General features: G+C 66.4%; 17 protein-coding genes and 1 pseudogene. 6 read left to right on the forward strand and 12 right to left on the reverse strand.

Annotated elements, in window-relative coordinates:
- Nucleotides 1-68: 68 nt before the first annotated feature.
- Nucleotides 69-386 (forward strand): response regulator transcription factor, encoded by a 318-nt coding sequence (locus F792_RS0106210; protein ID WP_018168833.1) that lies wholly within the window; start codon nucleotides 69-71, stop codon nucleotides 384-386.
- 33 nt (nucleotides 387-419) lie between these two features.
- Here the strand turns inward: F792_RS0106210 and F792_RS0106215 are convergent, their stop codons facing one another.
- Nucleotides 420-1,553, reverse strand: coding sequence for an acyl-CoA desaturase (locus tag F792_RS0106215; RefSeq protein WP_018168834.1), 1,134 nt, complete (start codon nucleotides 1,551-1,553; stop codon nucleotides 420-422).
- Nucleotides 1,554-1,710: 157 nt separating this feature from the next.
- Here F792_RS0106215 and F792_RS14890 point away from each other — a divergent pair.
- A pseudogene (locus F792_RS14890) lies at nucleotides 1,711-2,032 on the forward strand (EamA family transporter); the annotation flags it as partial.
- Nucleotides 2,033-2,267: 235 nt separating this feature from the next.
- Complete coding sequence (gene gdhA, locus F792_RS0106225; RefSeq protein WP_018168835.1) at nucleotides 2,268-3,617, forward strand: NADP-specific glutamate dehydrogenase; 1,350 nt, start codon at nucleotides 2,268-2,270, stop codon at nucleotides 3,615-3,617.
- Nucleotides 3,618-3,727: 110 nt separating this feature from the next.
- Here the strand turns inward: gdhA and F792_RS0106230 are convergent, their stop codons facing one another.
- From F792_RS0106230 to F792_RS0106260, 7 genes are all read right to left on the reverse strand, one after another.
- Nucleotides 3,728-4,735 (reverse strand): chemotaxis protein CheB, encoded by a 1,008-nt coding sequence (locus F792_RS0106230; protein WP_018168836.1) that lies wholly within the window; start codon nucleotides 4,733-4,735, stop codon nucleotides 3,728-3,730.
- A 232-nt stretch (nucleotides 4,736-4,967) separates the two neighbouring features.
- The gene (locus F792_RS0106235; protein ID WP_018168837.1) at nucleotides 4,968-5,618 is read right to left on the reverse strand and encodes a hydrogenase maturation protease; all 651 of its coding nucleotides are present in this window, start codon (nucleotides 5,616-5,618) and stop codon (nucleotides 4,968-4,970) included.
- A 40-nt stretch (nucleotides 5,619-5,658) separates the two neighbouring features.
- Nucleotides 5,659-6,957: a Ni/Fe hydrogenase subunit alpha gene (locus F792_RS0106240; RefSeq protein ID WP_018168838.1), complete on the reverse strand. Its 1,299-nt coding sequence runs from the start codon at nucleotides 6,955-6,957 to the stop codon at nucleotides 5,659-5,661.
- Nucleotides 6,954-7,766: an oxidoreductase gene (locus F792_RS0106245; protein ID WP_018168839.1), complete on the reverse strand. Its 813-nt coding sequence runs from the start codon at nucleotides 7,764-7,766 to the stop codon at nucleotides 6,954-6,956. Before F792_RS0106245 ends, F792_RS0106240 begins: the two co-directional genes overlap by 4 nt.
- Nucleotides 7,763-8,623 carry an FAD/NAD(P)-binding protein gene (locus F792_RS0106250; RefSeq protein WP_018168840.1) on the reverse strand — a complete coding sequence of 287 codons (861 nt, stop codon included), beginning with the start codon at nucleotides 8,621-8,623 and terminating at the stop codon, nucleotides 7,763-7,765. Before F792_RS0106250 ends, F792_RS0106245 begins: the two co-directional genes overlap by 4 nt.
- Nucleotides 8,613-9,086 carry a cyclic nucleotide-binding domain-containing protein gene (locus F792_RS0106255; protein ID WP_018168841.1) on the reverse strand — a complete coding sequence of 158 codons (474 nt, stop codon included), beginning with the start codon at nucleotides 9,084-9,086 and terminating at the stop codon, nucleotides 8,613-8,615. Before F792_RS0106255 ends, F792_RS0106250 begins: the two co-directional genes overlap by 11 nt.
- Nucleotides 9,083-10,195: a 4Fe-4S dicluster domain-containing protein gene (locus F792_RS0106260; RefSeq protein WP_026305916.1), complete on the reverse strand. Its 1,113-nt coding sequence runs from the start codon at nucleotides 10,193-10,195 to the stop codon at nucleotides 9,083-9,085. The genes F792_RS0106255 and F792_RS0106260 overlap by 4 nt, the downstream gene beginning before the upstream one ends.
- A 186-nt stretch (nucleotides 10,196-10,381) precedes the next feature.
- On the opposite strand from F792_RS0106260, the gene F792_RS0106265 reads away from it, so the two are divergent.
- The 3 genes from F792_RS0106265 (at nucleotide 10,382) to F792_RS0106275 (ending at nucleotide 14,926) form a co-directional block, all read left to right on the forward strand.
- Nucleotides 10,382-11,695: an ATP-grasp domain-containing protein gene (locus F792_RS0106265; protein WP_018168843.1), complete on the forward strand. Its 1,314-nt coding sequence runs from the start codon at nucleotides 10,382-10,384 to the stop codon at nucleotides 11,693-11,695.
- A complete protein-coding gene (locus tag F792_RS0106270) occupies nucleotides 11,692-13,719 on the forward strand; it encodes a CocE/NonD family hydrolase (protein WP_018168844.1) in 2,028 nt (675 codons plus the stop codon). Before F792_RS0106265 ends, F792_RS0106270 begins: the two co-directional genes overlap by 4 nt.
- Before the next feature lie 211 nt (nucleotides 13,720-13,930).
- Nucleotides 13,931-14,926 carry a 2-hydroxyacid dehydrogenase gene (locus tag F792_RS0106275; protein ID WP_018168845.1) on the forward strand — a complete coding sequence of 332 codons (996 nt, stop codon included), beginning with the start codon at nucleotides 13,931-13,933 and terminating at the stop codon, nucleotides 14,924-14,926.
- Between the two features lie 70 nt (nucleotides 14,927-14,996).
- Here the strand turns inward: F792_RS0106275 and F792_RS0106280 are convergent, their stop codons facing one another.
- The 4 genes from F792_RS0106280 to F792_RS0106295 form a co-directional block, all read right to left on the reverse strand.
- Nucleotides 14,997-15,956: an MBL fold metallo-hydrolase gene (locus tag F792_RS0106280; RefSeq protein WP_018168846.1), complete on the reverse strand. Its 960-nt coding sequence runs from the start codon at nucleotides 15,954-15,956 to the stop codon at nucleotides 14,997-14,999.
- 11 nt (nucleotides 15,957-15,967) lie between these two features.
- A complete protein-coding gene (gene chrA / locus F792_RS0106285) occupies nucleotides 15,968-17,320 on the reverse strand; it encodes a chromate efflux transporter (RefSeq protein WP_018168847.1) in 1,353 nt (450 codons plus the stop codon).
- Nucleotides 17,317-18,288: a chromate resistance protein ChrB domain-containing protein gene (locus tag F792_RS0106290; RefSeq protein ID WP_018168848.1), complete on the reverse strand. Its 972-nt coding sequence runs from the start codon at nucleotides 18,286-18,288 to the stop codon at nucleotides 17,317-17,319. Before F792_RS0106290 ends, chrA begins: the two co-directional genes overlap by 4 nt.
- A 125-nt stretch (nucleotides 18,289-18,413) precedes the next feature.
- Entirely contained in the window at nucleotides 18,414-19,427 is a 1,014-nt protein-coding gene (locus F792_RS0106295; RefSeq protein ID WP_018168849.1) for a class 1 fructose-bisphosphatase, read from the reverse strand.
- Nucleotides 19,428-19,432: the final 5 nt, after the last annotated feature.

The following is a 19,432-nucleotide window of genomic DNA, read 5'->3' on the forward strand; positions in this document are numbered from 1 at the left end:
CCACGATCCGGTCAGGTCGCCGCGCCGCGCGCCACCCCTTCAATCGCCCGGCCCAATCAGGAGCGCTCATGCAGATCCATCTGGACACCCCGGACCTGATGACCCGCGTGCGGCTGGAGTCGCGTTGGCGTTCGGCCGGCGCATCGGTTACCCGCAGTCAGGCGCCGGAGCAGCCCGACCTGGTGGTAGTCGACCTCGGCAGCCGTGGCGTGGAAGCGGTGTCGACCTGGCGCGAGCGCTACCCAGACGCGAAGATCCTCGCCTTTGGCCCGCACGTGGAAGGGGCGATGCTCAAGGCGGCGCGCCAGGCGGGCGCCGACGAGGTCGTGGTCCGTGGCAAGGTGGCCGACCGGGTCGCAGCCAAGCTGGGGGGTGATCGCGCCTGAAGGCGCTCCGGCCCCGCAATCCGGGGCCCGCGTTCACGCCGTGGTCGCGCGACGAGAGGCCGACAGGGCGCGCAGGCGGCGGCGCTGCATCTTGAGGCGATACTCCAGTTCCTTGAACTGGGTGCGCAGTTCCGTGCGCACCCAGCGATCGTTCATGGCCTCGCGCCCGGCCCGCATCTTGCGCGCCTGCACCTCCTGCCACTGGTTCACGGTATCGCGGAAACGCTGATACTCCCGCTCCACGGTTGCGCGCCAGGAGTCGTGCGCCGGCTCGGCCTGGTCGGCATTGAGCAGCCGGCGAAACTCGGTGTGCAGCCGTGCGCGCATGATCTTGAAGCGGGGTGTCCAGCGGCGGTCATACACCAGTCCGGTCCAGGCAAAAAGGTTGATCAGCCACTTCGAGGGGTCGTACTGCCACCAGCGCACCCCGTTGCGGTAGTCCGCCTGAAAGGCGTGGTGGAAGTTGTGGTACCCCTCGCCCCAGGTGAGCAGGGCGACCAGTCCGTTGTCCACGGCGGTGCTGTCGTCACTGTAGGGACGACGGCCCCACCAATGCGCCAGGGAGTTGATGAAGAACGTGAAGTGGTGGCTGAGCACCATGCGCAGAATGCCGGCCAGCAGCAGCATGCCGATCACATCCCCGAACGCCAGTCCCAGCAGCAGAGGCAGGCCCAGGTTCAGTCCCCATGCCAGGGTCCAGTAATGCCGGTGTTGCCACATCACCACCGGGTCCTTCGCCAGGTCCTTCACCCGCGAATAGTCGGGCTCGCTGGTGGGCCAGTTGCGCAGCATCCAGCCCATGTGGGCATGCCAGAAACCACGCTTGATGGAATGCGGGTCGCGTTCCACATCATCTACGTAGCGATGATGCACGCGATGCCGCGCGCCCCAGTTGTAGATGCTGTTCTGCAATGCCAGGGCACCGCTCAGCGCCAGCAGAACGCGCAATGGCCCCCGCGCCTTGAAGGTGCGGTGCGCCCAGAGCCGGTGATAACCCACCGTGATGCCCAGCCCGCTCAGCACCAGGAACAGGCCAAAAAACAGCCAGGCCGCGCCGCTGAAGCCCTGGGTGAGCCACCACCATGGCACCAGCGTGACCGCGGCCAGGTTGGTCAGTGCAAAGAAAACCGCCGGCGTCCAGGCAATCGGGGGGGCACGTTCGGACATGGTGGAGACCTGCTGGCGACCGGGGCGAGCGAAGATGCTCACCTATTCATAGCAGATGAGACCGCGACCGGCGAGTAAAAGTGCCCTCGTTCCGGACGCTTGGGCCCAGAGCGTTGCCGGATGATGGTAATTCCTTCGGAGGCGCCGCTTCGCGCCGGGTGTGGCGGGCCACTTCGCGTTCTACTTCCTGAGTATCGCGAACGCTAGCGTGGCCCTGGTGGCCACACTGAGGTACACCGCTCCGGTGTTCGTCTACTCGTCTCCTTCGCCCTGAAGCTGGAAAGCCCCGACACGCTCAAGCTGGTGGCGATCGCGCTGATAATGGTCGGGATCGTGATGCTGACCCAGATCTATGACACTGGCGCGAGCGGCGTGATCCTTATTGGCGCCGGTGAGGGCCTGCTGGCGGGTATGTCCTGCGCCATCTTCATCTTCGGCTTCTCAAGTACGCCGGTTCGCACGGAAGCCCGCAGGCTGTCCATGACCCCGAAGCCGCGACCGATGGACCGGCCGGCCGCGCAGGTTCTCGGCGTCAGGCCAGGTCTTTGTCGCCTTCGATAGATCGTGGCCAATAGCTCGATTTGACGCCGCACCCTGCCCCCTTCCTGCGCTGCGAAGTCGGTGACGGAATGCACCATCATGGGGCGGTCGGGATTGTCTTCTCGGCACCCGCATGCCTAAATGCGTCCGAATCAGACCATCAGGATGCGATCCATGAACGGAAGCCTCGACGAGAAGCTCGAACCCATTTATCAGGAAGTCCTGCACCGCAACGCCGGGGAGACGGAATTCCATCAGTCTGTCCATGGCGTGCTGGAGACGCTGGGACCGGTGCTGGTGAAGTACCCGGAGCTCGCCGAGCTCAAGATCATCCAGCGCATCTGCGAGCCCGAGCGTCAGATCATCTTTCGCGTCCCCTGGCAGGACGACAAGGGCGAGCTGCACATCAACCGGGCCTTCCGCGTCCAGTTCAACAGTGCGCTGGGCCCCTACAAGGGGGGCATGCGTTTTCACCCCTCGGTGTACCTGGGCATCATCAAGTTCCTCGGCTTCTCGCAGGTGTTCAAGAACGCCCTCACCGGCCTGCCGATCGGGGGCGGCAAGGGCGGTAGCGACTTTGACCCGAAGGGGCGCTCCGATTCCGAAATCATGCGTTTCTGCCAGAGCCTGATGACCGAGATGTACCGCCACATCGGCGAGTACACTGACGTGCCCGCGGGCGACATCGGCGTGGGCCAGCGCGAGGTCGGCTACCTGTTCGGCCAGTACAAGCGCCTGACCAACCGCTTCGAATCCGGCGTGTTCACGGGCAAGGGGCTGGACTGGGGCGGCAGTCGTGCACGCACCGAGGCCACCGGCTACGGCGCGGTCTTCTTTACCCAGGAGATGCTCAAGGCCCGCAACGATTCGCTGGAGGGCAAGCGCGTGGTGGTCTCCGGGGCCGGCAACGTCGCCATCTATGCCACCCAGAAGGCCCAGCAACTGGGCGCCCGGGTGATCGCCTGCTCCGACTCGCGCGGCGTCATTCTCGATGAAGGCGGTCTCGACCTGGACCTGGTGCGCCAGATCAAGGAACGTGAGCGCGGCCCGATCAGCGCCTACGCTGAGCGCAAGAAGGGGGCGAAATACAGCGAAAACGGCTGCATCTGGGAAATCCCCTGCGACGTCGCCCTGCCGTGTGCCACGCAGAACGAATTGACCGGCAAGGACGCCAAGGCGCTGGTCGAGAACGGCTGCATCGCGGTCGCCGAGGGCGCCAACATGCCCGTGACCCCGGAAGGCATCCGGACCTTCCGCGATGCCGGCACCGCCTTCGGTCCCGGCAAGGCCGCCAACGCCGGCGGCGTGGCTACCAGCGCGTTGGAGATGCAGCAGAATGCGAGCCGGGACTCCTGGACCTTCGAATACACCGAGGCGCGCCTGCAGGAGATCATGGCCATCATCCATCGCACCTGCCACGAAACGGCTGAGGAATACGGCTCGCCTGGCAATTACACGGTCGGCGCCAACATCGCCGGCTTCGTGAAGGTCGCACGTGCCATGGAGGCGATGGGCCACATCTGAGACGCTCAACGCGGACGTGCAAATGGATCAGCGGTTTGCCATTTGCCACTATGGCGAGGCGAGGGGCAACACCCGGCCCGAGGTGCGTGCGGCGAGATTGACGGAAACGTTCATCTCGCCTCTTTGCCGTGAGAATCATGGTCGGTCGCCTTCAACATGGCACGAATGCGGTCAATGTGGACTTGAGAGTCCTTTGCCCGCTGGGAGACCGATGAAGCGGCCGTTTTGTTTTCATTCTTGCTCATAGTTACGAGCAGATTCTGGCGCTCCTCGAACATTCTGAGCGCAACCCAGAGCGTTTCCTCAATCTTTTCATTTTGTTGTGCAAGCAGCACCGAAGAGGTAAACGCATGGCCTGTATGACAGCGATAGCGCAGGATGCTTCCTTCCTCTATTTGCCATAACACCCCACCACAGTCGGGACAGTTGTAGGGCACCTGCTCGCCGAGCGCCTCGACCGAAGGCAAATCGCTCAGTACCCGCTTTGCGATCGTTGCCTCGATCATGATGTCTTCCGGAACCTCCTTGCTTTCCGGTAGCTCCCTCCTTAAAAGATCGGATAGCAGTGCCCCCATCCCGGATACCGGCAAACAGTGATCGGCCCCAACATTCGCGATTACCGATTGCGGCATATCCGGATAAGACGCATCCTCGGGATCTTGTGCGATGCAGACTCCACCGCATCTTTTGATGGCCATCATTCCGCTGGTGCCATCATCCAGATACCCCGTCAGGATGATGCCTATCACCCGGTTGCCATAGGCCACTGCTGCGGAGCGAAACAAGGGATCAATAGCGGGCCGTGAACGGTTTTCCCTGGCACCTTTGGTAATGAGGATCTTTCCCTTCTCAATCAACATGTGTTGGTCGGGGGGTGCCAGATAAATCCCCCCAGGTTTGAAAGCGTGTTCGTCATGCGCCTGGACACAGGCAAGGGGGCTGCTTTCACTCAGGGCTTTGACCAGCGCTTCTCCGGAGTTGTCCGCGCTCATGTGGTTGACTATGAAAATGGGTGCCGCAAAACCCTTCGGAAGTTGCGCGACCAGAGTCTTTAATGCAGCCATCCCCCCAGCGGATGCCCCAACAACAATGACCATCGAGTTGCTTTTTTTAGTCATCACGACCATCCATCGATGGAGCAGGTTCGAACAGCCGAGTGTGGCATCGCGTCACCGAGATCGGTGACGCCGATAAATAAATGGGTTATTCGGAATATATAGACCTGACCATCGGCAATCGCAAAAAGGGGCATGCGAAGCGCGAACGGGGTCAGCTTTTACCTTCGTCGTCTCCCCTCGCTGAACGGGAAAGGCGAGCTACGGCCCCGAATCTGCGAATGTGTGGAAGCCGTTACCGGGCACAGCGGTCCGGGGGCATCGCTAGTGTGAGGTCGTCGAGGATTCGGCGGGCGGCTTTTGGGATGGCGTCGATGGCTTGCGGCGAGAGTCCGGTACCGTCTTCCAGGTGTGCGGGCTCGATTCCGTGGACGATAAGGGTGGGCGGAAAGGCGTCGAGCGCGCGGGCGAGTTCGACGGCCTCGGCGAGGCCGATGCCGTGCGAGGAGTAGCGGGCGCCGCGCGGCAGGGGCTCGCGGGCGTCAAGACGATGGAGGGTGCCGGGGGCGGCGCCGGTGACGATGGCGTCGACCAGGATGACGGGGTTGTGGCCCTGCCACAGCTCCATGAGTTCGGCGGGCTCGCCGGTGCAGGTGGCGGTTGTGAGGCCCGGCGTGCCGGCGAGTGCGTCGACCACGGCGTGGCCGATGCCGTCGTCGCCGCGCCAGGGGTTCCCTATGCCGATGACGAGTGGGCCCTTGCCTGCCGATCTTCCATCGTCGGCCGAGGCCTCTTGGGTTTGTTCAGGGGTCTTGCGGGATCCATTTTCCGCGGCCTCGACAATGGATGCCCTGCGTTCGTTGTCCATGTCCGATTCGAACTCGCCTGCTTCAAAGGCATCGAGCAGTTCCTGCTCTTCCTGATTCAGTTTGGTGGGCTTCCGCATGCGTTCCTTCCGAAACTCGCATCTTTCTTTCGGGCGCCGTTCATTTTCGGTCGACGGTCAGGTCGAGGAAGTGGGTGGCGCAGGAGATGCAGGGGTCGTAGTTGCGGATGGCGACTTCGCAGTGGTGGCGTAGTTCGTCGTCCGGCAGGTCGAGGTTGTTCTGTACCAGTTCGCGCAGGTCGGCCTCGATGGTGGGCTGGTTGACGGAGGTGGGCGGGACGATCTTCGCATCGCTGATCAGACCCGCGTCGTCGATGCTGTAGCGGTGGTAGCAGATGCCGCGCGGGGCCTCGGTGGCGCCAAAGCCGGTGCCGGCGCGCGGGGTGACCGGCAGCGCGGGTTCGGCCGGTGTCTGCCGGTAACCTTCGACTAGGCGCAGGGCCTCCTCGAAGGCGAGGACGATCTCGATCATGCGCACCTGGATACTGCGGAAGGGGTTGCGACAGGGCGCGCCCAGCCCGGCGCGCTCGGCCAGCTCGGCGGCGCGCGGGGTGAGGCGTTCGCGGTTCAGGGCGAAGCGCGCCAGCGGGCCCATGAACACCGGTTCGCCGGAGTCCGAGCGGTGGCTGTGCAGGGCGTTGGAGTGGGCGACGTGTTCCTCGGTGAAGATGTCGTCGTAGTTGCGGATGGCCGCGTCCAGGCCGCTGCTGGAGCCGAGGCGCCCGTGGGTGATCGGGTATTCGTCCGGGTGGACGAGCGACACGAACTCGTAGTCGCGTTCGAGGTTCGGGTAGTCGAGGGTGGCGAGGAATTCGGCGACCTCGCAGGAGGCCTCCAGGCCCCAGGACAGGTCCTCGCCCAGCCCCGCGACCTCGGCCGGCGACGGCGCGCGGTAGAAGCCGCCGACGCGCAGGTTCACCGGGTGGATCTCGCGCCCGCCCAGCAGGCGCAGGATGGAGTTGCCGATCTTCTTGATGCGCAGGCCGTTGCGCACCATATCCGGGTGGTCCTTCGCGGCGGTGACCGCATCCGGATAGCCGAGGAAGTCCGGAAGGTGGAGCATGAATACATGCAGGGCGTGGCTCTCGATCCACTCGCCGCAGTAGGCCAGCCGCCGCAGGTCCTGCAGCACGCCGTCCACGGTGATGCCACAGATGTCCTCCATCGCCAGCGAGGCCCCCATCTGGTAGGCGATCGGGCAGATGCCGCAGATGCGCGCGGTGATGTCCGGGGCCTCGCGGAAGTCGCGCCCGCGCAGGAAGCCCTCGAAGAAGCGCGGCGCCTCGAAGATCGACAGCTTCACCTCCTCCACGCGGTCGCCCTCAGTGCGCACGTACATCGCGCCCTCGCCCTCCACGCGGGCGAGGTAGTCGACTTCGATGGTGCGGGTCTCGCTCATGGCCGGTTTCCTGATTCTTCGGGCGGTGCCGCGCCGCTCTCCTGACGTTCGCTCTCCTCGCGGAAGGCGTCGGCGCCGGCGTTGAAGGTGCGGTAGAAGCGCACGCGCGTGGCGCGATCCATCCCCAGGGTCTCCAGCTGGCCGGACAGGCCCGGCGCGTTGGGCGTCTCCTTGGGCCCGAAGCAGCCATAGCAGCCGCGGTTGCAACCAGGGCACAACGCGCCGCAGCCGGCGTGGGTGACCGGGCCGAGACAGGGCGTGCCGTGGGCGACCATCACGCAGACCTGTCCCGCCCGCTTGCACTCCTCGCAGACGCTGGCGCTGGAGACCTGCGGGCGCCGACCGTAGAGGAAGGCGCTGATGACCTCCAGCAACTGGTACTTGTCGATCGGGCAGCCGCGCAGCTCGAAGTCCACCGGCACGTGCTGGCTGATGGCATCCGAGGTGGCCAGGGTCTCGATGTATTCCGGGTGGGCGTAGACCTGGCGGGTGAATGCCTCGACATCCGCGAAGTTGCGCAGGGCCTGGATGCCGCCGGTGGTCGCGCAGGCGCCGATGGTCACGAGGAACTTCGATGCGCGGCGGATCTCGCGGATCTCCTCCGCCGCCTGTGGCGTGGTGATCGAGCCCTCCACCAGTGTCAGGTCCCACGGCCCGTCGATGCGGGTGCGCGTGGCCTCGGGGAAGTGCGCGATCCGGATGCGGTCGGTGACCGCCAGGAGCTCGTCCTCGCAGTCCAGCAGGCTGAGCTGGCAGCCGTCGCAGGAGGCAAACTTGAACACCGCGAGGGTAGGCTTTTCCCGACTCATAGCTCGCGTATCCGGAAGGCCGGTTCCATCACCGGGTAGGGGAACACGGGGCCGTCGCGGCAGACGAAGTGCGACCCGATCTGGCAGTGGCCGCAAAAGCCCACCGCGCAGCGCATGTTGCGCTCCATGGAGACAAAGATGTCCTCCGGCTTCAGGCCGCGGCGCTCCAGCGCGGACGCGGTGAAGCGCATCATCACCTCCGGGCCGCAGGTCATCGCCAGGGTGTTGCGCCGGTCGAAACCGCCGCGATCGACCAGCTGGGTGACCACGCCGACATCGCCGCGCCAGGCGGCGGTGCCGCGATCCACGGTGATGCGCAGATCCACATCATCGCGCGCCGCCCAGGCGTCCAGCTCGTCGCGGAAGATCATGTCGCCGGGCGAACGCGCGCCGTAGCAGACCACCACGCGCCCGAATTCCGAACGCCTCTGGAGCGCCGCGTGGATCACCGGCCGCAGCGGCGCCAGGCCGATGCCGCCGGCGACCAGCACCAGGTCGCGCCCGCGCGCCTGTTCCAGCGGCCAGGCCGTGCCGAACGGCCCGCGCAGGCCGACCACCGTGCCGGCCTCCAGATCCTGCATCGCGCGGGTCACGCTGCCCACCGCACGGATGGTGTGCACGATGCCGCCGTCGTCGGTGATCGCGGAGACCGAGATCGGCACCTCGCCCACGCCGAACAGGTAAAGCATGTTGAACTGCCCGGGTGCCGGCGCGGCGCCGGGCTCCACCCCCGGCTCGGGGTACAGCGTCCAGCTGAGGACCTCGTTGCTGGCCACGTCGCGGCGCACCGAGTGGATGCGCCAGGGCTCTGGCGCCATCGCCTGATCCGGCAGGGTTGCAGCCGCGTCAGTTGCCATGGCCGGGCCCTCCGTGGCTGTAGATATCCAGCGCCTGCAACCGCGCCGCCTGCAGGCGCTGGACGATCAGCGCGGCGAAGTGCTTCATCAGTACGTAGCCGAACGCCGGGTCGGCCTCCATACGTTCGCGCAGCACGCCGGCATCGAAGCGCAGGGTATGGATGTCCGTCACCGCGCGCGCGTCGTAACTGGCACGGTACGGCGGAAGCAGCCAGGACCAGCCGAGGATGTCCCCGGGCCCGAGAGTCTGGAACGCCACGCTGCCTTCCCGCAGCGGGCTCTCCAGCGCGACCTGGCCCTCGCGGATCAGCCAGAAGGTCTCGGTCGGCTCGTGGTCGCGCATCAGCCGGGTCTCGGGCGTATAGCTGCACTTCGCCGCGCAGGCCGCCAGCAGGCGCCGGTGCTCCGGCGCCATATCCTCGAAGAAGGGCTGTTCCTCGATGATGGCCAGCAGCTCGTTCATCCCCGGCCCTCCGGATCGCGGCGCACCGCGGTGACTTCCTCGGTGATGTCGATCCCCACCGGGCACCAGGTGATGCAGCGCCCGCAGCCGACACAGCCGGAGGTGCCGAACTGGTCGTGCCAGGTGGCCAGCTTGTGGGTGATCCATTGGCGATAGCGCGCGGCCACGGACTCGCGGTGTGGGCCGCCGACCAGGTGCGAGTGTTCCTGGTTGAAGCAGGAATCCCAGCGCCGCACGCGCTCGGTGCGTTGGCCTTCCAGATCCGGGACCTCCTCGACCTGCGAGCAGAAGCAGGTAGGGCAGACCAGGGTGCAGTTGGAGCAGGACAGGCAGCGCTCGGCGGTTTCCTCCCAGCGCGGGTGCTCGAAGGCCCGGTTGAGCACCTCGCGGGCATCCGCCGGCATCTGCCGGCCCATCTTTCCCGGTGCCTCGGCCCACACCCGCTCGGCGGCGGCCTGCTCGGCATCGCTGGCCGGGCGCGGATCGAGCCGGTCGAGCATCGCGCGCCCGGCCTCGGACCCGGCCTCGGCGACCAGAAAGTGCTGCGTGGCGTCGATCACCTCGGTCAGCGCCAGGTCGAAGCCCTCGCGGGCGCGCGGGCCGGTATCCATGGAAGCGCAGAAGCAGGTGCCGCCCGGCTCGGCGCAGCTGACCGCGACCATGAACAGGTCCCGCCGGCGCGCGGCATAGCCGCGGTCCTGCACCGCCTGGCCGAGGAATACCCGGTCCTGCACGTCGATCGCCGCCAGCTCGCAGGCGCGCATGCCGATGAAGGCACGGCGCGGCGCGTCGGAGGTGCCGGGCTCGGTCACGAAGCTGCCGTCCGGCTGGCGGGTCAGCCGGAACAGGGTCTCCTCGGGCGGGAACAGGTACTTCTTCCAGGAATGCGGCCCGACCACATAGCCGAACAGCGCGTCGTCGTCGCGTTCGCGCAGGCGGTAGTGTCCGGGGGCCTGCTCGTCGGTCCAGCCCACCGGCAGGTCCTCGAGACCGCCCACTCGGTCGTAGACGATCGCGCCATCGCGCCGTGTCGGCCCCACGACCTCGTAGCCCTCCCCGGCCAGCAGGCGGATCAGCGTGTCCACGGCTTGCGGTGCGATCACTTCCACAGACGGCTCCTGGGCCTCGGGCGAGCCGCTCGGTACGGCAAGGCCCCACACCCGTCCATAGTGCGGCAAGAGCGTGGCGCGATCCAGCGACATCCCGGGCTGGTAATAACCCGGATACCTGCCACACTCCATGGAGGGCGGTGTGCGGCCCTGGCGACCCGTTGTCCGGGGAAAACGATGCCAGTTATGAATGCGCCGGCGAGGCACAATATCTTCGTGGTCGGTCTGGACGACTTCCATCTGGGCCAGCTCCAGACCCTGCCCGGGGCGGAGGGTTATGCCTTCCACGCACTGTTCACACGCGAGGAGGTCAAGCCCTGCGCCCGGTTTCCGGTGCGTCGGATCCTGGTCGAGGGTCGCGAACGGTTGAGCCAGTTTCCCGGCACGGTGGATGCCGTGGTCGGTTTCTGGGACTTTCCGGTCAGCACGATCCTGCCCCTCCTGCGCCAGGTCAGGGACCTGCCGGGGCCGACCCTGGAAAGCGTGCTGAAGTGCGAGCACAAGTACTGGAGCCGGCTTGAACAGGCCCGCGTTGCACCCGAACACATCCCGGCCTTCTGCGCGGTCAACCCGTTTGCCGACGATCCCCTGCGCGAGGTCACCCTGGATTTTCCGTTCTGGATCAAACCGGTGAAATCGGTGCTCTCCTACCTCGGCTTTCGCGTCGGCGATGCGGACGACTTCCGGCGCGCCATGGAGCGGATCCGCAGGGAGATCGATCGCTTCGGCGAGCCCTTCAACCATGTCCTCGGACACGCGACGCTGCCCCCGGAGGTGGCCGCGATCGACGGCAATCACTGCATTGCCGAGGCGCTGATATCGGAGGGTCGCCAGTGCACGCTGGAAGGGTATGCCTGGCAGGGCGAGGTCCGGATCTACGGTGCCATCGACTCCCTGCGCGAGGGTGCAGCCGGCTCCTCGTTCTCCCGCTACCAGTACCCGTCCATCCTGCCGCAGACGGTACAGGCACGCATGGAGGAGATAGCGGACCGCGTGATCCGGCAGGTGGGCTATGACTGCGCCCCGTTCAACGTGGAGTTCTACTGGGACGAGGCCACGGACCGGATCTGGCTGCTGGAGATCAACACCCGCATCTCCAAGTCTCATGCCCCGCTGTTCCGGATGGTGGATGGCTGCTATCACCATCAGGTGATGATTGATCTGGGCTTGGGGCGCGCGCCGACGATGCCCCATCGCCAGGGGGCCTTCCGATGTGCGGCCAAATTCATGGTTCGCCGGTACCAGGATGCACGGGTCGTGCGGATGCCCACGCCGGCGGACATCGCGGCCGTCGAGGCCGAGTTCCCCGGTGTGGTCGTACAGATCGAAGTCGAGGAGGGCATGCTGCTGTCGCAGCTTTGTTATCAGGACAGCTACTCCTACGAGGTCGCTACCCTGTTTGTAGGGGCCGCGGACAACACCGAGCTGGAGCGAACCTATACGCGTGTGATGGAGCACCTGCCCATGGAGTTCGAACCCGTCGACGAGGCACAGCCATGAAAATCGTCCGCGACTTTCCCTACGCCGTGACGGTCGAGGAATACATCCCGATCCCGCTTGCTGACGGCACGCACCTGGCCGCCCGGTTGTGGCGCCCCGAAGGCGCCGAACAGCAAACCGTCCCCGCGATCCTGGAATACATCCCGTACCGACGGCGCGATTCCACCCGGCTGCGCGACGACGCGATGCATCACTACTTTGCCGGTCACGGCTACGCCTGTTTGCGGGTGGACCTGCGCGGGTCCGGTGACTCCGAGGGGGTGCTGGAGGACGAATACCTGCAGCAGGAACTGGACGACGGCGTGGAGGTTCTGCGCTGGATGGGTGAACAGCCCTGGTGCAACGGCAATGTGGGCATGATCGGCATCTCCTGGGGCGGCTTCAACGGCCTGCAGATCGCCGCGCTGCGGCCCCCGGAACTAAAGGCGGTGGTCAGCGTGTGCTCCACCGATGACCGCTATGCCGACGACGTCCATCACATGGGCGGCTGCCTGCTGGGGGACAACCTGTCCTGGGCCTCGACCATGTTTGCCTACAACTCCCTGCCGCCGGATCCGGAGATCGTGGGCGAACGCTGGCGCGAGATGTGGTTCCAGCGCCTGGAGGGCAGCGGGCTGTGGCTCGAGAAGTGGTTGCGCCACCAGCGCCGCGACGACTACTGGAAGCATGGCTCGATCTGCGAAGACTGGTCCGCGGTGCGAGCCCCGGTGATGGCGGTCAGTGGCTGGGCCGACGGCTACTCCAATGCGGTCTTTCGCCTGCTGGCCAACCTCCAGGGGCCGCGACTGGGTCTGGTCGGCCCCTGGAGCCACAAGTATCCGCATCAGGGTGTACCGGGCCCGGCCATCGGTTTCCTGCAGGAATGTCTGCGCTGGTGGGACCGCTGGCTGAAGGGTGAGCAGAACGGGATCATGGACGAACCCATGCTGAGGGTCTGGATGCAGGACAGCGTCCCGCCGACCACCCGCTACGAGGAGCGCCCTGGGCGCTGGGTAGGCGAACCACACTGGCCCTCGGCGAACGTGGAGTTCGAACCGTTGACCCTGGCCTGGCCGGGGAGGCTGGAGAGGGCATCGGCTGTCGCGCCGGAACGCGAAATGACCCTGCAGTCGCCGCTGAGCGTGGGCCTGTTTGCTGGCAAGTGGTGCTCGTATGCCGCGACCCCGGACCTGCCCCATGACCAGCGCGAAGAGGATGGCGGTGCCCTGGTGTTCACCAGCGCCCCGCTGGAAGAGCCCCTGGAGGTCCTCGGCGCCGCGATGCTGGAGCTGGAGTTGAGTGTCGACCAGCCCGTCGCAATGGTTGCGGCGCGGTTGTCCGATGTTGCCGCTGACGACAAGGCGACCCGCGTCACCTACGGGCTGCTCAACCTGACCCACCGCGAAGACGCCGAGACCCCGCAACCCCTGGAGCCCGGGAAAACCTACCGCGTCCGGGTCAAGTTCAACGACGTGGCCCAGCGCTTCCCGGTAGGCCATCGCATCCGGCTATCGCTGTCGACTTCGTATTTCCCGCTGGCATGGCCGGCGCCGCGGCCGGTGCGGCTGCGGCTCATGACGGGCGCGAGCCGTCTGCTTCTGCCCCGTCGCGCGCCGCGCGAAGACATGGATGCCCGAATCGCCTTCCCGCTCCCCGAGGGCGGGCCTCCCTCGACGGAAACCCATCAGCTAACGCCGCAGCTGCACAACTGGCGGGTCATTCGCGACCTGGCGGAGGACGAGTCGACTCTCGCGGTGACCAACGATGCGGGGACGGTACGGCTGGACGACCTGAACCTGGAGATGCAGCGGAAGGCGCTGGAGTGGTACAGCTACCAGGGTGACGACTTCAACTCGGTGCGTGGGGAGACCCTATGGGAACGCGGCTTCCGACGCGGCGACTGGGCGGTGCGCACGGTAACCCGAACGGTGCTTACCTCGAGCCCCACCGATTTCGAGATCCACGCCCAGCTAGATGCGTACGAGGGCGAGCGTCGCGTCTATGCCCGCAACTGGGACGTGAAGATCCCCCGCGACCTCGTCTGACAAAGCCACCAGGGGGGTTGGAGTCTGCCCGTGACAGCGCCCGATCCTGCGTTATGCTGGGCCCCCGCTGGTGCCATCGTCCGGTCTCGGGGCCGGTTCCTCCCTCATGCGCAAACACCGGGACGAGGCATCTTTGGGAAACCCCTTGGGGGCCTAGCGTGCGCAGGTACTGCGCGAACCCCTATCCAACCTATGGATTAGAGAGAACGTTATGCGGGTCACCGTATTCAGTGTTCAGCAACACGATCGCGAGTTTCTGCTCCCTGCTTTTCAAGCGGCGGACATGAAGCCTCTCCTGCATGCCGAACGCCTGACCGCAGAGACGGTGCACCTTGCCACAGGGTCGGATGCGGTCTGCGTCTTTACCAACGATGACTTGCACCGGCGCGTGATCGACGGGCTCGCCGATCACGGGGTGCATGTGGTGGCGCTGCGCTGTTCCGGCTACGACAACCTGGATATCGACCGCGCCCGCGAGCGTGGCGTGCGCGTGGCGCGGGTGCCGGCCTATTCCCCGAACGCGATTGCGGAGCACGCCGTCGCCCTGCTGATGACGCTGAACCGGCGCGTTCACCTCGCCTGGGACCGCACGCGGCGAGGTGATTTTCGCCTCGATCACCTGACCGGATTCGATCTCGTTGGCCGCTCGGTGGGCATCGTCGGCACCGGCCGCATCGGCCAGGCCTTTGCGCGCATCATGCTGGGCTTCGGCTGCCGGGTGGCGGCGCACGACCCGTATCCGAACGCCGAGCTGCAGGCCGCGGGCGTCCAGTACCTCGAGCTGGATGCGCTGCTGGCGCAGTCCGAGGTGCTCAGCCTCAGCTGTCCGCTGACCCGCGAGAACCGCCACATGATCAATGCCGAGACCCTGGCGCGGCTGCCGCGCGGGGCCTTCCTGGTCAACACCGCTCGCGGGGCGCTGGTCGACACGGATGCGGCCGAGGCCGCGTTGGAGTCCGGTCAGCTCGGCGGGCTGGCGATGGATGTGTACGAGAACGAGGCCTCGCTGTTCTTCCGCGACTGGTCGTTGGCCGGGCTGCCCGATCGCCGCCTGGCGCGGCTGATGCAGCGCGACGACGTGCTGGTCACCGGCCACCAGGCCTTCCTGACTCGCGAGGCGCTGACCAACATCGCCGCGACCACGGTTGCCAGTATCCAGACCCTGCTTGACGACCCCGAGGCCCGGCCGGAGGGCCGTGTTGTCTAGGGAGACGCTGCCTCGAACGTCCGGGGCGCGTGGCGCGTGGCCCCGGACGTCGGGATCAATCAGTGCCTCGCTAGAACAAGGCCAGTTCGGCCTCCTGGTAGGCGATATTCGTGTTGCGCGGGGCCAGGTCGTCGAAGTCGGCAAGGTCCTGCCAGGGCGCGTCGTCGAAGGCCCGGATGGCGGATTGCATGTCCGTACCCATGTCCGCTGCCTCGTACATGTGGTCCCATAACGACCGCAGGTAGTCGTGGGTGGGATGTTCGAAGGTCGACAGCGCACCCGGCTCACCGTGGCCCGGGATGAACTTCGCGTCCGCGTACTCCTCTTGTAGATGCTCATAGGCCTGCAGCCAGCCCTCCATGCTGCCGTCGGCCAGGATGGCCAGCAGGCGCCCGCTGTAGAGCACGTCGCCCGCGAACACGACATTGTCCGGTTCGACCACCGCGATCAGGCTGCCGTGCGTATGGGTGCTGCCCACGTGACGGATGGTCACACTCACGCCGCCCAGATCCAGCTTTTTGTCATCCTCGACCATCACATTGGGTCGCTTGGGGTGCTCGGTGGACCCTTCCGGCCAGTCCAGGGCATTCTCGAGCTGCATGGCGAACATCGAGGCGCTGCCCTGCATGCGCTCGACGGCCTCGGGCGCGGCCAGGATGTCGGCGCCGGCCTCGCGGAACACGTCGTTGCCCATGAAGCGGTGTGGTTGCGAATTGGTGTTGATCACGTAGCGCACCGGCTTGTCGGTGGTGGCGCCGATATGCTCCAGCATCGCCTGCGCCATCTCCGGCGTGTAGCCGGAATCGATGACGGCCACGGCGTCGTCGCCGACCACGTAGCCCAGGTTCATGCGAAAGCCCTGGTTCTCCGCATCGGGTCCGCCGTAAGGGCCGATCCAGGTATGGGCGTGATCGGAGATCGCCCGCGGTTCGGGCAGGATCGGGGCGTCGTCGGCACCCAGGCTGACGCCGGGCGCCAGGATCAGGAGGGCCATTCCGGCCAGGGCCCAGGTGCGGGTGGGGTTCAGCATGGTGCGGACTCCTACAGCAGGAGCCGATACCCGGCGCCGAGCACGGCGCAGACGAGGATCAGCGGGATGATGCCCACCCGGAAACGGGCCAGGGCGATAAAGGCGGCGATGCCGAGCAGGGCGGAGAACCATTCGAAGGTTCCCTCGAAGCCCGCGGGCCACAGGACGTGCCAGGTGAAGAACACGGCCAGGTTCGCGATCACGCCGACCACGGCGGCGGTAATGCCGGTCAGCGGTCCGGTGAAGTGCAGGTCGCCCCGGGTGCGCTCGACCAGGGGCGCGCCCACCAGGATGAACAGGAACGACGGCAGGAAGGTGAAGAAGGTCGCGACCAGCGCGCCGAGCAAGGCGGCGAGCAACACCTGATCGGGGCCGAGGAAGGCCTGGGTCCAGCCGCCGATGAAGCCGACGAAGGTGACCACCATGATCAGCGGGCCTGGCGTGGACTCGCCAAGCGCCAGCCCGTCGATCATCTGGGTCGGGCTCAGCCAGCCGTAGGTCTCCACCCCGCCCTGGTAGACGTATGGCAGCACCGCGTAAGCGCCGCCGAAGGTCACCAGGGCGGTCTGGGTAAAGAACTGCCCCATGCGGGTCAGCGTGGTGTCCCACCCGAATACCGCGAGCAGCATGCCGAAGACGGCAGCCCACAGGCCGAGGCCGACGGCGAGGAAGCGGATCACGCGCGCCCAGCGAAACTGCATCCAGGGTGCGGGTGGGGTGTCGTCGTCCACCACGGCCGGCCCCGTGGCCTTGCGGCCGCCAGCGCTGTGCGATTCGCCGCTGCGGAAGCGCTCCGGCCAGATCCGGCTGCCCAGCCAGCCGAGCAGCCCCGCGGCTATGATGATGTACGGGAACGGGATGTTGAGCGCGAAGATCGCCAGGAACGCCGCTACGGCCATCAGCCATAGCAGGCCGTTGTTCAGGACACGTCCGCCGATGCGCCAGCCGGCATAGACGATGATCGCGATCACCGCTGGCTTGATGCCGTAGAACACGGCCTCCACCGCGGGCACGTCGCCAAAGGCCAGGTACACCCAGGACAGCCCGGTGATCAGGACCAGCGAAGGCAGGATGAACAGCAGCCCGGCCATCACGCCGCCGAAAGTGCCGTGCAGCAGCCAGCCGAGATACGTGGCGAGCTGCTGCGCCTCCGGCCCCGGCAGGACCATCGCGTAGTTCAGCGCGTGCAGGAAGCGGTTCTCGGAGACCCAGCGCCGCCGTTCCACCAGCTCCTCGTGCATCATCCCGATCTGCCCGGCGGCCCCACCGAACGAGATGAAGCCGAGCTTCAGCCAGTAGCGAAAGGCCTCGGCCCGGGTGGGCGGGCTCGGACGTTGCGTGGTCGAGGGATCGGGGTCGGTCATGCGGGGTCGCGTCCGGATTGTTGTTCAAAGGCCTGGCGCAGGTCGTGCAGTACGGGCGTTACGCGGGCCAGCAGGGCATCGTCATCTGCGCACTGCTGCTTCGCCCCGGTCAGGATGCTCTCGAAGCCCGCGGCCTCGGCGACGGGGCGCCCGCCCACGTCCAGGAAATGCACCATCTCCGCCAGGCCGGCGAGCCCGCTGTCGCGTTCCAGACTGAATGCCGCCAGCAGCACTTCGAAGGTGACGCGGTCGCCGACGTGGGTGAACGTGGCGCCGTCGAAGTCGAAACCAAGGGCCTCGGCCGGGCAATCGGCCGGGGTTGCGAGCCAGACGAAGCGCGCGTCGGGGTCGATGAATTCGCGGATCAGCCAGGCACTGGCGACCCGGTCTACCCACATTGCCGCGCGCGTCGCCCACAGTCGGCCCCGGTAGTCCGCCCGCTCCAGCCTGGCAATGCCCGCGTCCGGCTCGGGCGAGGGTTCGTCAGGCGACAGGACCGCCTGCGCGGCGGAATCCAGGCGGGCCAGCTGCGCCTCCAGCGGTGCGCGACCGGGGCCCGGGAAGTAGTCGGTGCGGCGCAACTGGTCGGCCTCGCGGTGGATCTGGCGCAGGCGCTTGAGGAGCTCGGATTCGCCCAGTCCGGGCAGCTGTCCCAGCAGGGTTTCCGCGTTGCCTTGCAGTGCCCGGTATTCCGTGTCCCGGTCGAACAGGCTGTGGTAATGCGCCTGCTCCTCGGGGTTGGCGGCCACCGGCAGGTGGTAGGCCTGGTTGCCCGCCGCGCGCGCCGACTCGGCCAGCTCCAGCAGGGCGTCGCGCAGGTCCGAGCGGTTGGGCAGCAGGTAGACCCCATCGCGCAGGGTGGCTGCGCCAAGTGCCTTCAGCGCCCGCCATAGCCGGACCCGGGTCGAGTCCTGCCCGCTCTGAAAGGCGAAGATCAGGAGTTGCCAATCGGTATCCCGAAAATTCATGTCACATGTATATCAGCAATGTAACGTCCGTTACAAATTCAGGGGGTGCGCGCACAAAAAGGCCCGGCGCCTTGCGGGGCCGGGCCTTGGGGAGCGCATCGGGGTGCCCGAGGCGCGAGGGGTTCTTAGCCCTCGTTGTGGTAGCGGGTGATCCGCTCCACTTCGTTCTTCGCGCCCAGGACCACCGGTACGCGCTGGTGAATGCCCGTGGGGCTGATATCCATGATGCGCTCGCGACCGGTGGTGGAGGCGCCGCCGGCCTGCTCGATGATGAAGCTCATCGGGTTGGCCTCGTACATCAGGCGCAGCTTGCCGGCGGTGCCCTTGGCCTGCATCTTGGAGTCCATCGGGTACATGAACACGCCGCCGCGCGACAGGATGCGGTGCACCTCGGCGACCATGGAGGCCACCCAGCGCATGTTGAAGTCCTTGTCGCGGGCGCCTTCCTTGCCGGCCAGGCATTCGTCGATGTAGCGCTTGACCGGGGCCTCCCAGAAGCGGCTGTTGGACATGTTGATCGCGAATTCCTCGGTGTCTTCCGGGATCTGCACGCTGTCCTTGGTCAGCAGGAACTCGCCGAAGTCCTTGTCCAGGGTGAACATCTGCACGCCCTTGCCGGTGGTCAGCACCATCATGGTGGACGGACCGTACAGGCAGTAGCCGGCGGCGATCTGCTTGGTGCCCGGCTGCAGGAAGTCCTCGGTCTTCGGATCGGAGACGCCTTCCGGCGCCTTCAGGATGGAGAAGATCGTGCCGACGGAGACGTTCACGTCGATGTTGGAGGAGCCGTCCAGCGGGTCGAACAGGACCAGGTAATGACCGCGCGGGGCACCGGCCGGCATCTCGCAGATCTCGTCCATCTCTTCGGAGGCGAGGCCGGCGGCGTGGCCGTTGTGGCCCAGGGCCTCGATGAACACCTCGTTGGTGATGATGTCGAGCTTCTTCTGCGTCTCGCCCTGCACGTTCTCGGAGCCGGCGGAGCCGAGAACGCCGACCAGGTCACCCTTGTCGACGAGGTCGGAGATCTTCTTGCAGGCCACCGAGATATCGTTCAGCAGGCCGGTGAATTCGCCGGTCGCGCCCTGGATACCGCGCTGGGTCTCGATAATGTAGTTGGTCAAAGTCGTGCCGATATGCATGATGC

The sequence above is a fragment of the Thioalkalivibrio sp. ALMg9 genome (assembly GCF_000380625.1).
GTDB classification, from domain to species: Bacteria; Pseudomonadota; Gammaproteobacteria; order Ectothiorhodospirales; family Ectothiorhodospiraceae; genus Thioalkalivibrio; species Thioalkalivibrio versutus.